We start from the raw sequence: 16,703 nt of genomic DNA on the forward strand, positions 1-16,703 counted from the left end.
GCGGGTTAGTTGTCAATGTTATTTAGTAACAAGGCTGTTTTAAAAATCGATATCTAAGCCGAGTTGGAATGTTCGACCTGGTGCAGTAAATAGGTCGAGGTATTTACGATCGGATTTACGATATAACTTGTTATTACTTAAATAATCCCAGTATTTTTGGTCAGTAAGATTATAAATACCACCACTTAACTTGACGTTTTTAGTGATGTTAACATAGCTGGTTAAGTCAATGACTCCATGTCCTGCGATTCTAAAATATTCTTCTTTTGAATCAGGAATGGGTTTACCATCATTGTTATAGGATTCCCGTGAAGTTGGGGTGGTTTTTTTGCCTTTTTGGAAAGTTGCATTAATTGCAATACCATAAAATTTATTTGGATCATCCCATGCTAAACCAATGGTACTTTTGAGTGGGGCAATAGAGTCCATTTCAATGTATTTATCACCTAAATAGCTCGATTTTGATTTACCTTGGTTGTAACCAATTGCAAATTTAGCTGTTAAGCCATTAGCTTGGTTGAACCATGAGCCAAAATTAAATTCGCTGCTTAATTCGGCACCATAGATGTACGCTTTATCACGGTTTTCGGCTTGATAAACCAGTCGATTACCCGTTCCGACAAAATCTTTTTTATAGCGTGTGTAAGCGATAAAATTTTTGTATTTATTATAGAAAGCTGCGGTGGATAAGGTTATTCCTGTCATGGGATGACCTTTAACACCTAATTCAAAATTGTCGCTTGTTTCGGTTTTGAGATTAGAGTCACCAACCAGTACATACATGGTGCTATGCGCTAAATAAGAACCATAAAGTTGATTTTGGTTTGGCATTTGTGCGCTGCGTTTATATTGTAGGTAAGCTGTAAAATTAGGATTGATGTCGTACATCAAAGCGAGTGAAGGTAATAGCTGGAAATCACTGTTACTTTTATATTGTTGACTTAGTTTAGATGCATCTGCAATGGTGACAGCCATATTTTCTAAATGACGTGGCTTTGTTTTTTGATAAATTGCTCGAATGCCGGGTACTAAGTAATAGTTTTGATGATCATTAATATTGAAGGCGATTCGATCTTCAATAAATCCACCAAGTTGATAAGTACGGCTGTCAGCTTGGGGTTTAGTGTAATCTCCGTCAGGGAAAATCTTTCCATATCTTGGTTTGGCTGAAGTATAAAATGGCGATTCGTCTTCACTCCATTTTCCATTTAAACCTGCACTTATTTTTTGATTATTATATTGTTTAAGCAAAGTGGTAATAAAATTATAGGCTTTAGTATTATAATTGGTTTGAATATTGTATTTACCGTTAGTAGTGTGATTTAAATTGGTGCTATCATAAACGTTAGTACGTTGATAATTTAATTGTGTGGTGAGGCTATCTATCCAATTAATATTGGTTGGTGTCCAGTGATCTTTAATCGCCAAATTGAAGCGGTTGTTTTTACTTCGTTGCTTATCATGCGATTCAATTTTTTTACCATTTTTGTCCCATGTATCATAATGCGAATTTTTGGTTTTGTTATTGTAATCAATGGTCGTATTAAGCTGATGCTCATCGGTCATTTGCCAACTGAAACCAGCAAGGATTGAATTTGAATGGTTGTTTTCTGGATAGTTATTAATTGAGTCTCCGTAATTTCTTCCTTGCTGCCCATCACGACGACTTAATACGATAATTCCGTTTAGTTCATCATCACCACCTGCTAATGTGATACCTTGATGATAGCTTCTGTCGGTGCTGTCATAATTATTTTGGAATCCAAAATAGCTGGTTTTTCCGGGGTAGAGGTAATAGCTAGCAGTTTTAGTTTGAAACGACACTGATCCACCAAGTGCATTATTGGCATTACTTACCGAAGTTGCGCCAGATTGAATATCGACTTTGTTATACATATAGGTATCGATGTAATCGCGTCCTATTCCATACGAGCCAAAACCCGCTCGCCCGACAGAATTGACGCGTCCTTGTGCAATAGGCAGTGGCATTCCGTCAATATCGATAGAAACGCGATTAGCATCTAATCCTCGAATGTTGTAACCAGTAAAGCCTCCTCTGTCCCAACTACTTTTACCACTGCCAGAACCCGATATGTTGCCCGATGCTGAAATCAATGGTTGGTAGCGCATAAGCGTGCCAAAATTAGTCCCGCCGTCTCGTCGAATATCCTGTTCGGAAATTTCAGTATTGATACCCGGTTGTTTGATTGATTCGTGTGCCGTTACTGTCATGATGTCGTTGATTTTTTCATCATCATGTTTGTCAGTTGCTATGGCAGGCATAACGAATGTTAAGCCTAAAGCTAGTGTGCCCGTTTTTTTTAAATTCTTAATATATAACATGTTTAACCTTCAATCTTACTAATCTAAATTAAATGATTTTTATCATTCGTTAAAAACAGTTTTCGTGATGCTTGATTGTTTTATCGTTACTGTTAAATGCCTTTAATGCTGAATAATCTAAAGTACTTTCAATTGATTATTCTGGGTAAAAAATTTGATAAAGCTGGGTAGCAACTTCATCCACTCGTGGCCCAATGCCAAAAAGATAACTGTCATCAATGGTTTTAATTCGATTATTTTTGTAAGCCGATGTTTCGGTTATGCCAGATATCGTTTGTAATTTATCCATACCCCCTAATTGTTGTATGGAATGGCTGTTTAATAAAATAACATCAGGATTCATCGCAATTAGCGATTCGGCGCTGTAATTTTTATAGCTGTTATGCGTCGCTAGATTTTCACCACCTGCAATGGTGATTAAGGCGTCAGCGGTGGTATTTTTACCGGCAATGGCATTACTTCCTCCCATTGTCATCATGAATAATACTTTGGTTTTTTGGGGATGCGTTTTAATCTTGTCTTGTAGCTTGGAAAGATGGGTTTTTATTTTTGTAATTAATTGATTACCTTCATGTTGCTTGTTAAGTTTTTGAGCAATTTTGTCAATGTTTTGATAAAGTAATTCAACCGTGCCGGGGACACGTGGTAATGCCAATACGTCAACTTTGGCTTGATGCATTTGTGTTAAAACGTTGTCGGGTTCAATATCATTAAAGGCAATAAATAGCGTTGGTTTAAGCGATAATATACCTTCTATGTTGAGCAGTTTCCAATATCCAATTTGGGGTAGATGTTGAGTTGTTGCCGGATACGTACTGGTTTTATCAACACCGACCACTTGTTGACCTTCTCCCAAAGCATAAACAATCTCTGTTAACGATCCCCCAGCAATGACAATTCTTTGGTTAGCTGAACTGATATTTATTAAACCTGATAATGTAAGCATAAGTAAAATAACACTCAGGCTTGTATATATTTTTTTAATCATTACATAATTCCTATAGCTAAAATACAGTTGCATTACACTATATTGAAAATGAGAACTATTATCAATAGTGATATGGTGATATTTTTACGTTTTAGTTGGATATTCGCTTTAAAACTAAGGGGAAATAAAGTAAGAACAATGAATGTTATAAGTGATTATTTTGTTAAAAATGGCAAAAAATTGAAAAAAGGAGATTCAAATTGGTAGTAAAAGAATCTCATCAGTCATTGAAAAAATAAAAATATCTATCAAAGTATCAAATGGTTAATAAAAAATTAAATAAAATATATTGATAAATGATAATAATTATTATTTAATCTTTACAGAATATTTAATCAGAATGGCAGTTATGAAATCTTTAGATGTTAGTCCTTTTTATGCGTTAAATTCAGCACTTCCTTTTAAGGATCGCTGGGCGGTTATGCCCTTACAGGCAAGTTTACCCGTTGCCCCACACGAAATTGAACAAAAATGGCAAGAAATTCAAAATGCTGATTTGCGTGGTCGAAAGCGTCTTATTTATATTCATATTCCTTTTTGTGACATTCATTGTCAATTTTGTGGCTTTTATCAAAATCCCTTGCGTAAATTTGATACAAGTACTTATATCGATTATTTATTGAAAGAAATTTCATTGGAAATTAATAATCAAGCCATGCAATCCGCCCCCATTCATGCCATTTATTTTGGCGGTGGTACGCCTTCGGCTTTAGCTGCCGGGCAATTAGCACGCGTTATCCGTTATCTTAAGCAATATGCGCCTTTAGCACCCGATTGCGAAATTACGGTAGAAGGGCGTATTTCGGATTTTGATGATGAAAAAGTGGATAGCTATATTGAGGCGGGTGCTAATCGATTTTCAATTGGCATACAAACCTTCAATACGACAATCAGACAGAAGTTAGGTCGTCAATCAACAGAACAAGAAATTATCAAAAATTTTGAGCGTATTGCTTCACGTGATAGTGTGGCATTAGTCTGCGATTTGATGTTTGGTTTACCTAATCAAACTATTGAAACTTGGCAACGTGATCTTGAAATCGTCAATGATCTTCCGTTAGATGGTGTTGATCTTTATTCACTAAATTTACTACCTACCACACCGTTAGCAAAAGGGGTAGAAAATAACCGTATAGCGTTGCCGTCAGTAAGTGACAAATGTCATTTTTATCATCAAGGTGCTGAGTTTTTAGCTAAACAGGGGTGGGTTCATTTGACCAATGCGCATTGGGCTAAAACAAGTCGTGAACGTAACTTGTACAACTTTTTGATTAAGCAAGGTTCGCATTTTTTTGGTTTTGGATCGTGTGCTGGTGGTAAATTAGATACGCATTCGTATATGCTTCATCGTAACTTAAACCAGTATTATATGCAACTTGATCAGGGCAAAAAACCCCTAATGATGTTAACAGATAAATCCTTATTAGGGGATTGGTTACATCAATTACAAGCAGGCATTGAGAAAGGTCGAGTGGATTTGACTAAATTGACCGAGCATAGTCATTTATTTGATCCTTTAATTAAACAGTGGCATCAAGTTGGTTTACTTCAAGATGAGGATCATTGTTTACGACTGACATTATCTGGTCGTTTTTGGTCAAGCAATATTTTACAAGCTTTGCAGCAGTTGTTATTACAACTGAACAACCCCGAACATATTGAATTACAGCATAAAATGGCAAAGGCTAAGCAAGCAATGAAAGGTCATCCTGCTATGCCTGGTGCACATTCTGAAAAGAAAAATAATCAACCTATTTCACATCATTAAAGGATATTAACATGGTAGATAAGCAAACTCATCTCAGTAATCTTTCAACTTATATGCAAACCAATCCCGAGGAGTTATTAGAAAAAATTGCTCAAGATCATCAAGTGACTTTGACGCAAGTTATTCAAGCCTTACCAGATGCGAAAATTGTTGATGGTTCTTATTTTGATATGATTTGGGATGAAGTGACAACTTGGGGCGATGTGTTATTTTTGATCCATACCGGTGATGTCATTGCTGAAATTTCAGGTGAATTACCGCCAGGTTCGCATAGTCAAAAATATTTCAATCTACGTCATCAAAAAGGATTAAGTGGTCATATTAAAGCTGAACATTGTCAATATATTGCTTTTATTGAACGTAAATTTATGAAAATGTCGACAGCTTCGATGATCTTTCTTAATCATATGGGACAATCAATGTTTAAAATTTTTGTGGGTCGTGATGAAAAACATCAGTTAAAACAGGATCAATTAGAAAAATTTAGAGCATTAGCAAATAAAATTAACTAATGTTGAGATGATAATAGCATGAAAACAATATTAGTTTTTGGTGTCAGTCCAAAATTGGGTACGGGTTATCAGATTTGTCAGTTAGTTAAACAGTGCCAACCAAGTTGGCGTTGTATTGCATTGGTACGAGACGAAACTTTTGCCAAGCAGTTAAGTGAGCAAGGTATTGAGTGTCATGTCGGTGATGCGACCGACTCATCTATGGTTAGCCAGCTTTGTGCATTAGCCGGACCTGACGCCACAATTATTTCAACACTGGGTGGGGAAACCGGAAATTATCTGGCACAACGTATTATTATTGATTGTGCTGAACAAGCCAATATAAGGCAGATGGTGTTAGTCACATCCTTAGGTTGTGGTGATACATGGTCAACATTATCTTTACGAGCTAAACAAGCGTTTGGACATGCGGTACGTGAAAAATCGTTAGCGGAAGTTTGGTTACAAACTAGCACGCTAAAATACCTTATATTAAGACCGGGTGGATTACAAAATGGGGAACTAACAGGTAATGCAAAATGCTATTTTCAGCAAGAGGTACATGGACTGATTCATCGTATCGATTTAGCGAAAGTCATTATTGATAAAATAGCGCATCAGCAACTTGATAATAAAGCTTATACTGTTATTGATCCGAATCTTAAATTTGAACATTAAAATAGCATGAATGTAATTAAATCCATATTTTTAGTGAGGATAGTGAGTGCAACGTTATAGTCATCGTTCATTGTTATGGGGACTGTTTATCGTGCTGTTGGTTTTGATGGTTTTATCAGCTAATACGGGTGCTTTAACATTTCCGGTTTCTCAGTTATTGTCATTATCATTTGATGATCCATTGATGAATATTTGGTTGAATATACGTTTACCTCGTATTTTATTAGCAGTGATTGTTGGTATGGCATTAGCAACTTCAGGCGCTGTCATGCAAGGATTATTTCGTAATCCTTTAGCGGATTCAGGTTTGTTGGGTATCAGCAGTGGCGCTGGTTTGTTGGTTGGTTTGTCAGTTTTATTTCCGACTATCTTTCCACCAATTATGATGCTGTATGGAAAAATGTTGGCTGCTTTTTTGGGTAGTTTATTCATCTGTTTTCTGATCTATCTTTATAGTCTTCATGCCGAGTGTAATTTGGCCAAAATGGTGTTGTTGGGTGTAGCAATCAATGCCATTATCGGAGCAGTAATGGGATGCCTAAGTTATATTAGTGATGAAGCACAATTAAGACAAATATCACTTTGGTCAATGGGGCATTTGGGTAAAGGATCGTGGGAATTAGTGTTAGTTGCTACTTCGTTAATTATCCCTGCTTTGTTAGCCATTTTGGTTCTTTCTCATCAGCTCAATATATTGCAATTGGGGGATGAAGATGCGCACTATTTAGGTATTAATGTTATTCGTTTGAAGCAATATTTGTTGGTGTTTAGTGCCATTTTAATCGGTACATCGGTTGCAGTAAGTGGCATTATTGCTTTTGTTGGTTTGGTGGTTCCTCATATGATTCGATTACGTATTGGGGCTAATCATAGCGTGTTATTACCTGCATCGGCATTGGCAGGTGGCTGTTTATTACTCTCTGCCGATACGCTGGCAAGAACGGTTGTTGCACCGACTGAAATACCGGTAGGGTTATTGACAAGTTTAATTGGTGGACCTTATTTTCTTTGGCTCATTTTAAGGCACAAATAACGGGTATAATTTGACGATGTTGACAGCAAAAAACTTAACTTTTTATTGTGGTACTCGGTGTTTAATCGATGATGTGTCTTTAGATATTCAAGCTGGCGAGATTGCCATTATTATTGGTCCCAATGGTGCAGGTAAATCAACTTTATTACGGCTTTTAACGGGTTATCAGACACCATCATCTGGCGATATTTATCTTTTTGATAAAGCGATGACACAATGGTCTGCTAAGCAATTAGCTAAAGTGAGAACGGTGATGTTACAGCATAGCCAGATGACGTTTCCTTTTACGGTAAAAGAAGTGGTGGCAATGGGGCGAGCACCTTACGGTAAACTTCATTGCGAGCAAGCCATTCACGAAACTATGCAACAAACTGATTGCTTGAAGTTGGCCAACCGAGATTACCGTAGCTTGTCAGGCGGAGAACAGCAACGTGTACAATTGGCTCGCGTTTTAGCCCAATTGTGGCAAGAGGAGCCAACTGAAAAGCTACTTTTTTTAGATGAACCCACTTCAGCATTAGATCTGTATCATCAGCAACATACATTGCGATTATTAAAACAATTCGCTAAAGAACAGCAACTGGCAGTATGTTGTGTGTTACATGATCTTAATTTGGCTGCCTTGTATGCGGATAAAGTGTTGCTTCTTAGTCAGGGAAAAATCGTTAAGCAAGGTGTACCTGCTGAAGTATTAACTGTTGAAAATATTAATCATTGGTATGGGGTTGAATTAGGTATTATTCCGCACCCTAGTAATGCTTTGGTTCCGCAACTCTATTTAATGCCTTAATTTTGATAAATTAAGTTAATCAATCGCTCCATTTTTAAGCAATTTCAGTATATAATTAAGAAAACTTAACAAATGGGGCTTATAATGACGAATGAAAATAGTGAAAATTCCGTTCCTGTTTCAGATCTTATATCAGCAAAACCTGTTTTTAGTTGTCAATTTGATGGTAAAGGTAAAGCCAATCCTTTAAGTAATGATTGCCAAGCGACGGTGCAAAAGCCATGTTGGATCCATCTGGATTTTGCTAAATCAGAAACGATTAAGTGGATTAATCAGACAAAATTGATTCCGGATTTAGTGAAAAATGAGTTAATTAAACCCAACCAAATATCGAAAGAAATTCGTTTTGATACGGGTATTTTAGTCGTATTAAAAGGTGTCAATTATACGCCAAATGAATTACCCGATCCGATTGTAACCTTCCGTTTTTATATTACCGATAATCTAATTGTTTCGACCCGACATCAACAAATTGATGCGATTTTCCAATTAAAAGATAATTTAGAAAAAGGAATAGGGCCTGTTGATGTTGCTGATTGGTTGATTCAAGTATCCGAACTCATTAGTGATCAAGTCAATTTATCGTTTGATAGTGTACATAACAAAATTGTTAAACTTGAAGACTTAGTATTAAATCAGCGAATTCTTTCACATAAAGAAATTGGTCGAGTACGTAAACAGTTGATCATTCTTCGTCGATTATTATCTCCGCAACGGGATATTTTTGTTAAAATTTCAACCGAAAGGATTTCTTGGATTGATGATAACGATCGCCAACGTCTACATGATATTTCTAATCAACAAAGCCACTATGTGTCAGATATCGATAGTTGCTTATTGCGTCTTGCCTCGATTATGGAGCAAATTAATAGCTTTTTGGCAGAATCGACCAATAAACGAATCTATTTAATGTCACTATTTACCATTATATTTACACCAATCACGTTTATAACCAGTTTACTTGGTGTCAATCTTGCCGGTATTCCGTTTAGTGAGCATCCTTGGTCTTTTGTTGGGTTAATCTTGATTCTTATTGTTATTTCTATTGTTTCTGCCATTTGGCTTAAGTTCAAAAAATGGTGGTAAAAACCCGTTTTAAAATCACGACAACTAAAAAATGATAAAGCTGAATCTTGTAACATAATTAATCAATTAAATGATATTTTAAAAGCTTTAACATGCATTGTTGACGAGGTATTGGCAAAGTGATAAGTGTTGTGCTTTCAATCTTAGTTGATTTTAGTCTTGTGATAAGATTATAAATAATAACTGCCCTCTTTAGGGTATTAGGATTACTTAAGCTGACTAAGCTTAATCCCGTTCTTTTAATGCATTGTAAAAATTAGGTTATTTTTGTGTTTATTGTTGAGAATGATTATCTGCAAATTATTGCGCTTGAATGGCGTTAAGACTTATGTAACAATTTTCAACCTTAATGAGCATTAATAACAGACTCAGCAGGATTGGAAATTTTAAAGGATAATATGATAATTTATGGAGCCTTACCGTATTTGGCCTATCACACTGGTTTTAAGATTGAATGGTACACGACAAAGCAAAAAAGTCGAAAAGAACAAGGTTTGATGTGTTTAGACAAACATATTTTAATTTGTTTTTATTGTCGCATTCTGCCTTGTAGGGATGCTGACAAGGCATTGTTATTGAAGATGTTAAATCATTTAAATTTTAGCGTTAAATCATCCTATCAAACTTATTTTGTTTCAAATTTATGATTAAGACTAATAATTATGCAATCTAATCAAACTTATCGTCTGTTTATTGCTGAAAAGCCCAGTCTAGCAAGGGCTATTGCCGATGTTTTGCCTAAACCACATCAAAAAGGAACGGGTTTTATCAAAGCCGCTAATGGCGATATTGTGAGTTGGTGTATCGGACATCTTTTAGAACAAGCCACCCCAGAAGTGTATGATGATCGCTTTAAAAAATGGGTGATTGATGATCTTCCTATTGTTCCGGAAAAGTGGATTTTGATGCCAAAAGGGAGTACAAAAAGCCAATTTGATATTTTAGTCGAATTGATTAAATCTGCCGATCAGATTGTACATGCAGGCGATCCAGATCGAGAAGGGCAATTATTAGTCGATGAAGTTTTGAATTATTGTCAACTCACGCCCGATAAACGCAAAACAATTAAGCGTTGCTTGATTAGTGATTTAAATGCCAGTGCAGTTGAAAAATCGCTTGAACAATTACGCAGTAATCAAGATTTTATTCCGCTCTCTACGTCAGCGCTTGCAAGAGCCCGTGCTGATTGGTTGTATGGTATTAATATGAGTCGTCTTTGTACGCTGGTGGGGCAACGAGGCGGGTATCGAGGAGTGTTATCCATTGGACGGGTACAAACGCCTATTCTTGGTTTAGTGGTAAGGCGTGATTTAGATATTGAAAAGTTTGTTCCCAAACCGTTTTATGAAGTTTTTGCTGTACTTCAAACCCAGCATAATGAAATATTTAAGGCCAAGTGGCAACCTAGCGAAGCTTGTGCTCCCTATCAAGATGAAGAAGGGCGAGTTTTAGTCAAAGCATTAGCCGAAAATGTTTGTCAAAGAATTAAAGATCAAACCGGTATTATTGAGAAAGTCAGTAACAAAAAGAAAGAAGTTGCACCACCTATGCCATTTAATTTATCCGCTCTTCAAATTGAGATGGCTAAAAAAAGTGGATTAAGTGCACAAGATGTGCTCGATATTTGCCAGTCATTATATGAAAAGCATAAACTGATCACCTACCCGAGATCCGATTGCCGTTTTTTACCCGAAGAGCATCTTAACCAAATAATCAGTGTAAAATTAGCAATCGAAAATAATTGCCCGGATTTACAGCCTGCTATTGAAAACGCTGATTTTAGTTTGCGGACAAAAGCTTGGAACGATAAAAAAGTTGAAGCGCACCATGCCATCATTCCAACACAGCGCAAGGCTAAAATGGACAATTTAACGGATAATGAAAAATTAGTTTATCAGGTGATTGCAACCCAATATTTAGCACAATTTTATCCTGTATATAAATACGCTGAATTACAAATTGATGTTGATATTCAAGGTGGAAAATTTATTGCTAGAGCAACGCAAATGCTTGAAGCAGGCTGGAAAGCGTTGTTTGGAACGAAAACTTTACAAGCTGATCAATCCGAAGCGGATGCAGAGAGTAATGGATTGTTAACTAAATTAGTGAAAAAAGGGGAGGCAGTGCAATGTATCGATGCTGAACTTATCAGTAAAGAAACACAACCCCCTAAACCTTTTAATGATGCAACTTTACTTTCCGCAATGACAGGTATTGCAAGATTTGTTAAAGATCCAGAGATTAAAAAAATATTGCGGGAAACCGATGGTTTAGGCACAGAAGCAACTCGAGCAGGAATAATAGAACTGTTATTTAAACGTCAATTTTTAACTCGACAAGGCAAAACAATTCGTGCCACTCCAGTTGGACGTAAGTTAATTTTATCGTTACCAGATATTATGTCTATCCCCGATATGACTGCGCATTGGGAACGACAATTAGATGAAATCAGTAAAAAGGCGTTTTCTTACCAACAATTCATGAATCAGTTAAATCAATCATTGCTTGAACTTGTAGAGCAGCTTAAAAATGCCCGTTTAAATATACGTGCTTAGTTCCCATATAACTATTAAGGCGACGTAAAGCTTAGATTTGTCGCCTTATTTATTACCACAGCAGATAAAGCCTTCGAAATTGGGTTATGATTGGTGCGATTCTTCTTTACTCATTATGGATTTTTCAAAACTAGGATTACTATTATTACTTTCTTGAATAATGCGAACTAGTTGGTCATTAGCACGCTTTAAAAAAGTGTCGTCTTTCAAAATCAATCGATAGGTATTAAGCCTTTTTAAAGGCGCTATGGCGAACTGAGTTGCAATCAATAAGATAATTAAAATGGTTATCGCGGCAATGATTATATTAATCATTGAATTTGATCTAAAAACGGTATCAAGATTCGATATCACCATAATAAAAGCGAGAATGAACCCAACACATAATAGGATGACTTCTTTAACTAAAAAAGGATTGACTGCCGTTATTTTATTTTGTCTGATACAAAAGTATTGGGTTAGTGAATTTAATTGTAATAAATTAATGATGTTTTTAATGTCAGCATTAATTAACGAAATTGCGATTCTTTCTTTATTCATGTCACCGGTTTGATAAAAACAAACCTTGTCCCAAAGAAGTTTACTTTTAATATTATTCAAGTAATCCTTTTGGTATTTTGGCTTAGGTGTCTTTTCTAAAATATCAGCATATATAATGATATTATCGAGGTATTGATTGGGTGATCTTTTTCGATTGAAAAACCATAAAAATGAAAGTGCGAAAATGATCACGAAATTTAACCAATTAGTGTCGAGTAATTTTATGAGTTCCACTTTCGTTTTCCTTGCGTTGAACAGTATTAGTTATTGTAAATGATATTAAGTTTTGTGTGTATTATTTATATACAAAAAAGCATTTATTGGGGCGATAAGTGCTGTTTTTAAGCTGTTATGACGTTTTTAAAGGATTATTGGTTGACTTATTTTGGCTAAAGGCGTATAAATTGCCCGCCTTTGAGCTTTTCTTACTTTTTTAACTATTAGGTGGTTAAAAATGAGGGTTAAGAAAAGTTGAAATACAAAGTGTTGAGTTCAATTTTATAGGAGAACTATGGACGCTCAATCGGGTCACCCCATATATGGGGAGATGTATTCAAACACAAATCATTATCGGTTAATGAACCTGTCTAAATAATCATTTTTTCAGTTCACGCGCCGAAATTGATCGAACGGTAACGGTGAACGATATGCAATTTTTTACACGCTATCACACAAATTCAAAACATCATGGTGCGCACATCTTAATGTTGTGTTCATTACTTTTTTCAGAAAAACATTTAGAACCACCGAGTTGTATCTAATTCTTAATTAAATTATCTCGCTAAATTATTTTTTGCTCAGCCATCGCTTTGAGTGCGGTCGTGCTGTGGCATTAAAGTCTTAGCTATTCAATTAGTTACTTTGCTTATTGTTATTTTTTAACAGTGAGTAGGCATATTTTTGTCTAAAAAATTATGAATATAGGTACATAAGATGACCAAAAACACTACAAAAATTCATTCACAAACAAGCTCAGATATTAAAGCAATTCATGAAGCTCAACATAGCTTAGATAGCATTTTATCTAAATTTCAATCGAGCTTGTCCGGTTTAACGCAAGAAAATGCAAAATCAAGATTAGAAGAGTATGGCAAAAACGAAGTAGCCCGAGAAAAAGTCCCTTCAGTATTTATGCAACTATTAATGGCGTTTAATAATCCATTTATTTTTGTGTTACTTATTTTAGCGGTGGTTAGTTTTGTCACGGATTTCTGGTTACCTTTACAAAAGGGGGAAGAAACCGATCTAACTAGTATCATTATCATTTTAACCATGGTTTCATTAAGTGGTTTATTGCGTTTTTGGCAAGAGTTTCGATCTAATAAAGCCGCTGAAGCGCTCAAATCGATGATTCGAACAACAGCAACGGTATTAAGACGTCCGCATAAGGATATGAATCCTGAACATTTTGAAATTCCGTTAAGCGAGATTGTGCCTGGCGATATTGTCTTTTTATCGGCAGGGGATATGATTCCTGCGGATATCCGCTTAATTGAATCACGAGATCTTTTTGTCAGCCAAGCGGTACTGACAGGTGAGTCTATACCTGTTGAAAAATATGACACTTTAGGCGCCGTTTCACAAAAGACAACCGATGAAATTAATGCATCGGATATTGATAAAGATAATGTTCTTGATGTGAATAATGTCTGTTTTATGGGGACAAATGTGGTAAGTGGAACAGCTAAGGCAATTGTGGTTGCCACAGGTGCGGATACGCATTTTGGGTCATTAGCGAAATCCATTGTTGGTTCCCGTGCTGAAACGTCATTCGATCGAGGTGTGAATAGTGTTAGTTGGTTACTGATCCGTTTTATGCTTATTATGGTCCCCATTGTTTTTGTGATAAATGGTATTTCAAAAGGAGATTGGGGCGATGCGGCTTTGTTTGCTTTGGCGGTAGCGGTTGGGTTAACGCCTGAAATGTTGCCGATGATTGTCAGTGCTAACCTGGCTAAAGGTGCGGTTGGAATGGCAAAGCGTAAGGTTGTTGTGAAACGTCTTAATGCGATTCAAAATTTTGGTGCAATGGATATTTTATGTACCGACAAAACGGGAACATTGACACAAGATAAAATTATCCTTGAACATCATCTTGATAGTCATGGTCAAATTGACCCAGCTGTATTAGAACTCGCTTGGTTAAACAGCTATTATCAAAGTGGTATGAAAAACCTAATGGACAAAGCCATTATCCGTTTCACTGAAGAGAAAACCAGTGTTAAAAAAGTCGGGGTTGGACTTTATAAAAAGATTGATGAATTGCCATTTGATTTTGTTCGTCGTCGTTTATCGGTTGTGGTGCAAAATGGTAATGATGATCATTTGATGATTTGCAAAGGTGCCGTTGAAGAGATGCTGTCTATTTCTCGTTATGTTTATCAAGACGGTGAATATTTGCCATTAGATGAAAAACGCAAACAAGAGTTAATCGAACTTGCTCATAACTACAATAAAGAAGGTTTCCGAGTTTTAGCGGTGGGATTAAAAAATATTTCTGCTTCACAAACAAAAACGCAATACAGTGTTCAAGATGAGACTGACCTTGCAATTCGAGGGTTCTTAACGTTTTTAGATCCGCCAAAAGAGAGCGCATACGAAGCCATTTCTGCATTAAATGAACATGGTGTAGGGGTAAAAGTTTTAACTGGTGATAATGAAATTATTACCATAAAAGTGTGTCGTGAAGTGGGTCTAGAGCCAGGAACTCCCTTACTGGGTACCGAAATTGAAAAAATGGATGATGATGAACTCAAAGAACAAATTGAGCAACGTACTATTTTTGCTAAATTAACACCTTTACAAAAATCACGAATCATCCGTTTATTACAAGAAAATGGTCATACAGTGGGCTTTTTAGGCGATGGTATCAATGATGCACCTGCATTACGTGACGCCGATGTTGGTATATCGGTGGATACTGCAACCGACATTGCGAAAGAATCAGCGGATATCATTTTGCTTGAAAAGAGTTTAATGGTGTTAGAAGAAGGGGTAATTTGTGGTCGAGAAACATTCGGTAATATTATGAAGTATTTGAATATGACGGCCAGTTCAAACTTTGGTAATATTTTTTCGGTGTTAGTTGCCAGTGCATTTTTACCTTTTTTACCTATGCTAGCAATTCATTTGTTGATCCAAAATTTATTGTATGATATTTCACAATTATCATTACCTTGGGATAAAATGGATGATGAGTTTTTACAAAAGCCTCGTAAATGGGATGCGCAAAATATCAAACGATTTATGATTTGGATTGGACCAACATCTTCTATTTTTGATATTACTACCTATGCGTTAATGTGGTTTGTGTTCAGTGCAAATAGTGTCGAAGTACAATCATTATTCCATTCTGGTTGGTTTATTGAAGGGTTACTTTCACAAACTTTAGTTGTGCATATGTTAAGAACACAAAAAATTCCATTTGTTCAAAGTACAGCAGCGTTTCCGGTCATTGTGATGACATTATTGATAATGGTCGTAGGTATTTATATCCCATTTTCTCCAATAGGAAGTTTGATTGGTCTTGCTCCTTTACCTTGGTCATATTTCCCATGGTTAATTGCCACATTACTATCTTATTGTTTTGTTGCGCAGTTAATGAAACGAATTTATATAAAACGTTTTGGGCAATGGTTCTAAATTTGTTGGTAGCGCAAGTAGGCGATATGGAAGTCGCTTACTAAATAACCAAAATAATTGGTAATACCATTAATTTATGCTAAAGTAACTACCATTATTGGAGATGGTGAGTATTTTATACAAAATACCTGATAAGGATATTGCTAGTCACTCTTTAAAAATTCCATACATTTTCGTGGTGTGATAACTATAACAAAAAGAGGAAATTAAAATATGAAAACTCCACATAAAAATATTATTGTATTGATTAAAAATCGTAAAAAAAGAACGACAAAAGAACAATTAAGCTAGTAAAAATTCGCTTTATTATTAAATTTTTTAGTTTTTGTTTTATCTGTTATCATCATAAACCCCTTGTTTGGGGTTTATTTATATTTATTGCTTTTGATAAAAGCACCTACATCAACATTGTTTTCACAACACTAATTTTTTGAATAAAGATTGACTAATACGCTATTGATGTTTTTTATCCCGTATTTATGCCTGATTTTTTAAGATTGTGTGTATTTCATCTTTAAGTTTAAGTTTCTGTTTTTTTAAGTTTTCGATAGTTTCGGATGTGTCGATTTCGATACCTGACTCAATGTTTTTAATTTTTTGATCCAAAGCATTATGTTCATCAAATAATTTTTGAAATCGTAAATCTGTATTTTTTAATTTTGAAATTAATTCTCGATATTCTGGAAACATAGTGGCTCCTTATGTTGGCTAATGAATGGTTAAATCGTCGATATTGCATTCTTAGCTTACAATATTACTGATTGTTTTAATAGCAATTTAATGAGGATT

Annotated in this window: 12 protein-coding genes and 1 pseudogene; 9 read left to right on the forward strand and 4 right to left on the reverse strand. The window is 35.6% G+C overall.

The annotated features are described in order from the left end of the window. Nucleotides 1-39: 39 nt before the first annotated feature. Together ACGH4F_RS01475 and ACGH4F_RS01480 are read right to left on the reverse strand one after the other, a co-directional pair. Nucleotides 40-2,343: a TonB-dependent receptor domain-containing protein gene (locus ACGH4F_RS01475; RefSeq protein WP_267359602.1), complete on the reverse strand. Its 2,304-nt coding sequence runs from the start codon at nucleotides 2,341-2,343 to the stop codon at nucleotides 40-42. A 136-nt stretch (nucleotides 2,344-2,479) separates the two neighbouring features. Continuing rightward, nucleotides 2,480-3,331, reverse strand: a complete 852-nt coding sequence (locus tag ACGH4F_RS01480; protein ID WP_267359600.1) for a hemin ABC transporter substrate-binding protein — start codon at nucleotides 3,329-3,331, stop codon at nucleotides 2,480-2,482. A gap of 340 nt (nucleotides 3,332-3,671) precedes the next feature. Here ACGH4F_RS01480 and hutW point away from each other — a divergent pair. The 8 genes and pseudogenes from hutW to ACGH4F_RS01520 all read left to right on the forward strand — a co-directional run. Beyond that, nucleotides 3,672-4,985 (forward strand): annotated as a pseudogene (gene hutW, locus ACGH4F_RS01485) (heme anaerobic degradation radical SAM methyltransferase ChuW/HutW); the annotation flags it as partial. 125 nt (nucleotides 4,986-5,110) lie between these two features. Then, a complete protein-coding gene (gene hutX / locus ACGH4F_RS01490) occupies nucleotides 5,111-5,611 on the forward strand; it encodes a heme utilization cystosolic carrier protein HutX (protein ID WP_065558198.1) in 501 nt (166 codons plus the stop codon). An 18-nt stretch (nucleotides 5,612-5,629) separates the two neighbouring features. Then, on the forward strand, nucleotides 5,630-6,268 hold the full coding sequence (locus ACGH4F_RS01495; RefSeq protein WP_267350759.1) for an NAD(P)H-binding protein: 639 nt from the start codon (nucleotides 5,630-5,632) through the stop codon (nucleotides 6,266-6,268). Nucleotides 6,269-6,374: 106 nt separating this feature from the next. Continuing rightward, nucleotides 6,375-7,301: a FecCD family ABC transporter permease gene (locus ACGH4F_RS01500; protein WP_411589888.1), complete on the forward strand. Its 927-nt coding sequence runs from the start codon at nucleotides 6,375-6,377 to the stop codon at nucleotides 7,299-7,301. Nucleotides 7,302-7,317: 16 nt separating this feature from the next. Further along, nucleotides 7,318-8,091, forward strand: a complete 774-nt coding sequence (locus ACGH4F_RS01505) for a heme ABC transporter ATP-binding protein (RefSeq protein ID WP_411589716.1) — start codon at nucleotides 7,318-7,320, stop codon at nucleotides 8,089-8,091. Between the two features lie 84 nt (nucleotides 8,092-8,175). Next, nucleotides 8,176-9,177, forward strand: coding sequence for a zinc transporter ZntB (zntB, locus tag ACGH4F_RS01510; RefSeq protein WP_065558201.1), 1,002 nt, complete (start codon nucleotides 8,176-8,178; stop codon nucleotides 9,175-9,177). A 377-nt stretch (nucleotides 9,178-9,554) separates the two neighbouring features. Further along, nucleotides 9,555-9,824: a GNAT family N-acetyltransferase gene (locus ACGH4F_RS01515; RefSeq protein ID WP_411589717.1), complete on the forward strand. Its 270-nt coding sequence runs from the start codon at nucleotides 9,555-9,557 to the stop codon at nucleotides 9,822-9,824. Between the two features lie 15 nt (nucleotides 9,825-9,839). Beyond that, nucleotides 9,840-11,732: a DNA topoisomerase III gene (locus ACGH4F_RS01520; protein ID WP_411589718.1), complete on the forward strand. Its 1,893-nt coding sequence runs from the start codon at nucleotides 9,840-9,842 to the stop codon at nucleotides 11,730-11,732. Between the two features lie 84 nt (nucleotides 11,733-11,816). Here ACGH4F_RS01520 and ACGH4F_RS01525 read toward each other — a convergent pair whose 3' ends face one another. After that, the gene (locus ACGH4F_RS01525) at nucleotides 11,817-12,506 is read right to left on the reverse strand and encodes a hypothetical protein (RefSeq protein WP_411589720.1); all 690 of its coding nucleotides are present in this window, start codon (nucleotides 12,504-12,506) and stop codon (nucleotides 11,817-11,819) included. Nucleotides 12,507-13,205: 699 nt separating this feature from the next. Between ACGH4F_RS01525 and mgtA the strand changes: the two genes are divergently transcribed. Then, nucleotides 13,206-15,914, forward strand: coding sequence for a magnesium-translocating P-type ATPase (gene mgtA, locus ACGH4F_RS01530; RefSeq protein ID WP_411589721.1), 2,709 nt, complete (start codon nucleotides 13,206-13,208; stop codon nucleotides 15,912-15,914). Between the two features lie 477 nt (nucleotides 15,915-16,391). Here the strand turns inward: mgtA and ACGH4F_RS01535 are convergent, their stop codons facing one another. Next, complete coding sequence (locus ACGH4F_RS01535) at nucleotides 16,392-16,604, reverse strand: YdcH family protein (protein ID WP_411589722.1); 213 nt, start codon at nucleotides 16,602-16,604, stop codon at nucleotides 16,392-16,394. Between the last annotated feature and the right edge of the window lie 99 nt (nucleotides 16,605-16,703).

The sequence above is a fragment of the Gilliamella sp. CG35 genome (assembly GCF_046635745.1).
Taxonomy (GTDB): domain Bacteria; phylum Pseudomonadota; class Gammaproteobacteria; order Enterobacterales; family Orbaceae; genus Gilliamella; species Gilliamella apicola_I.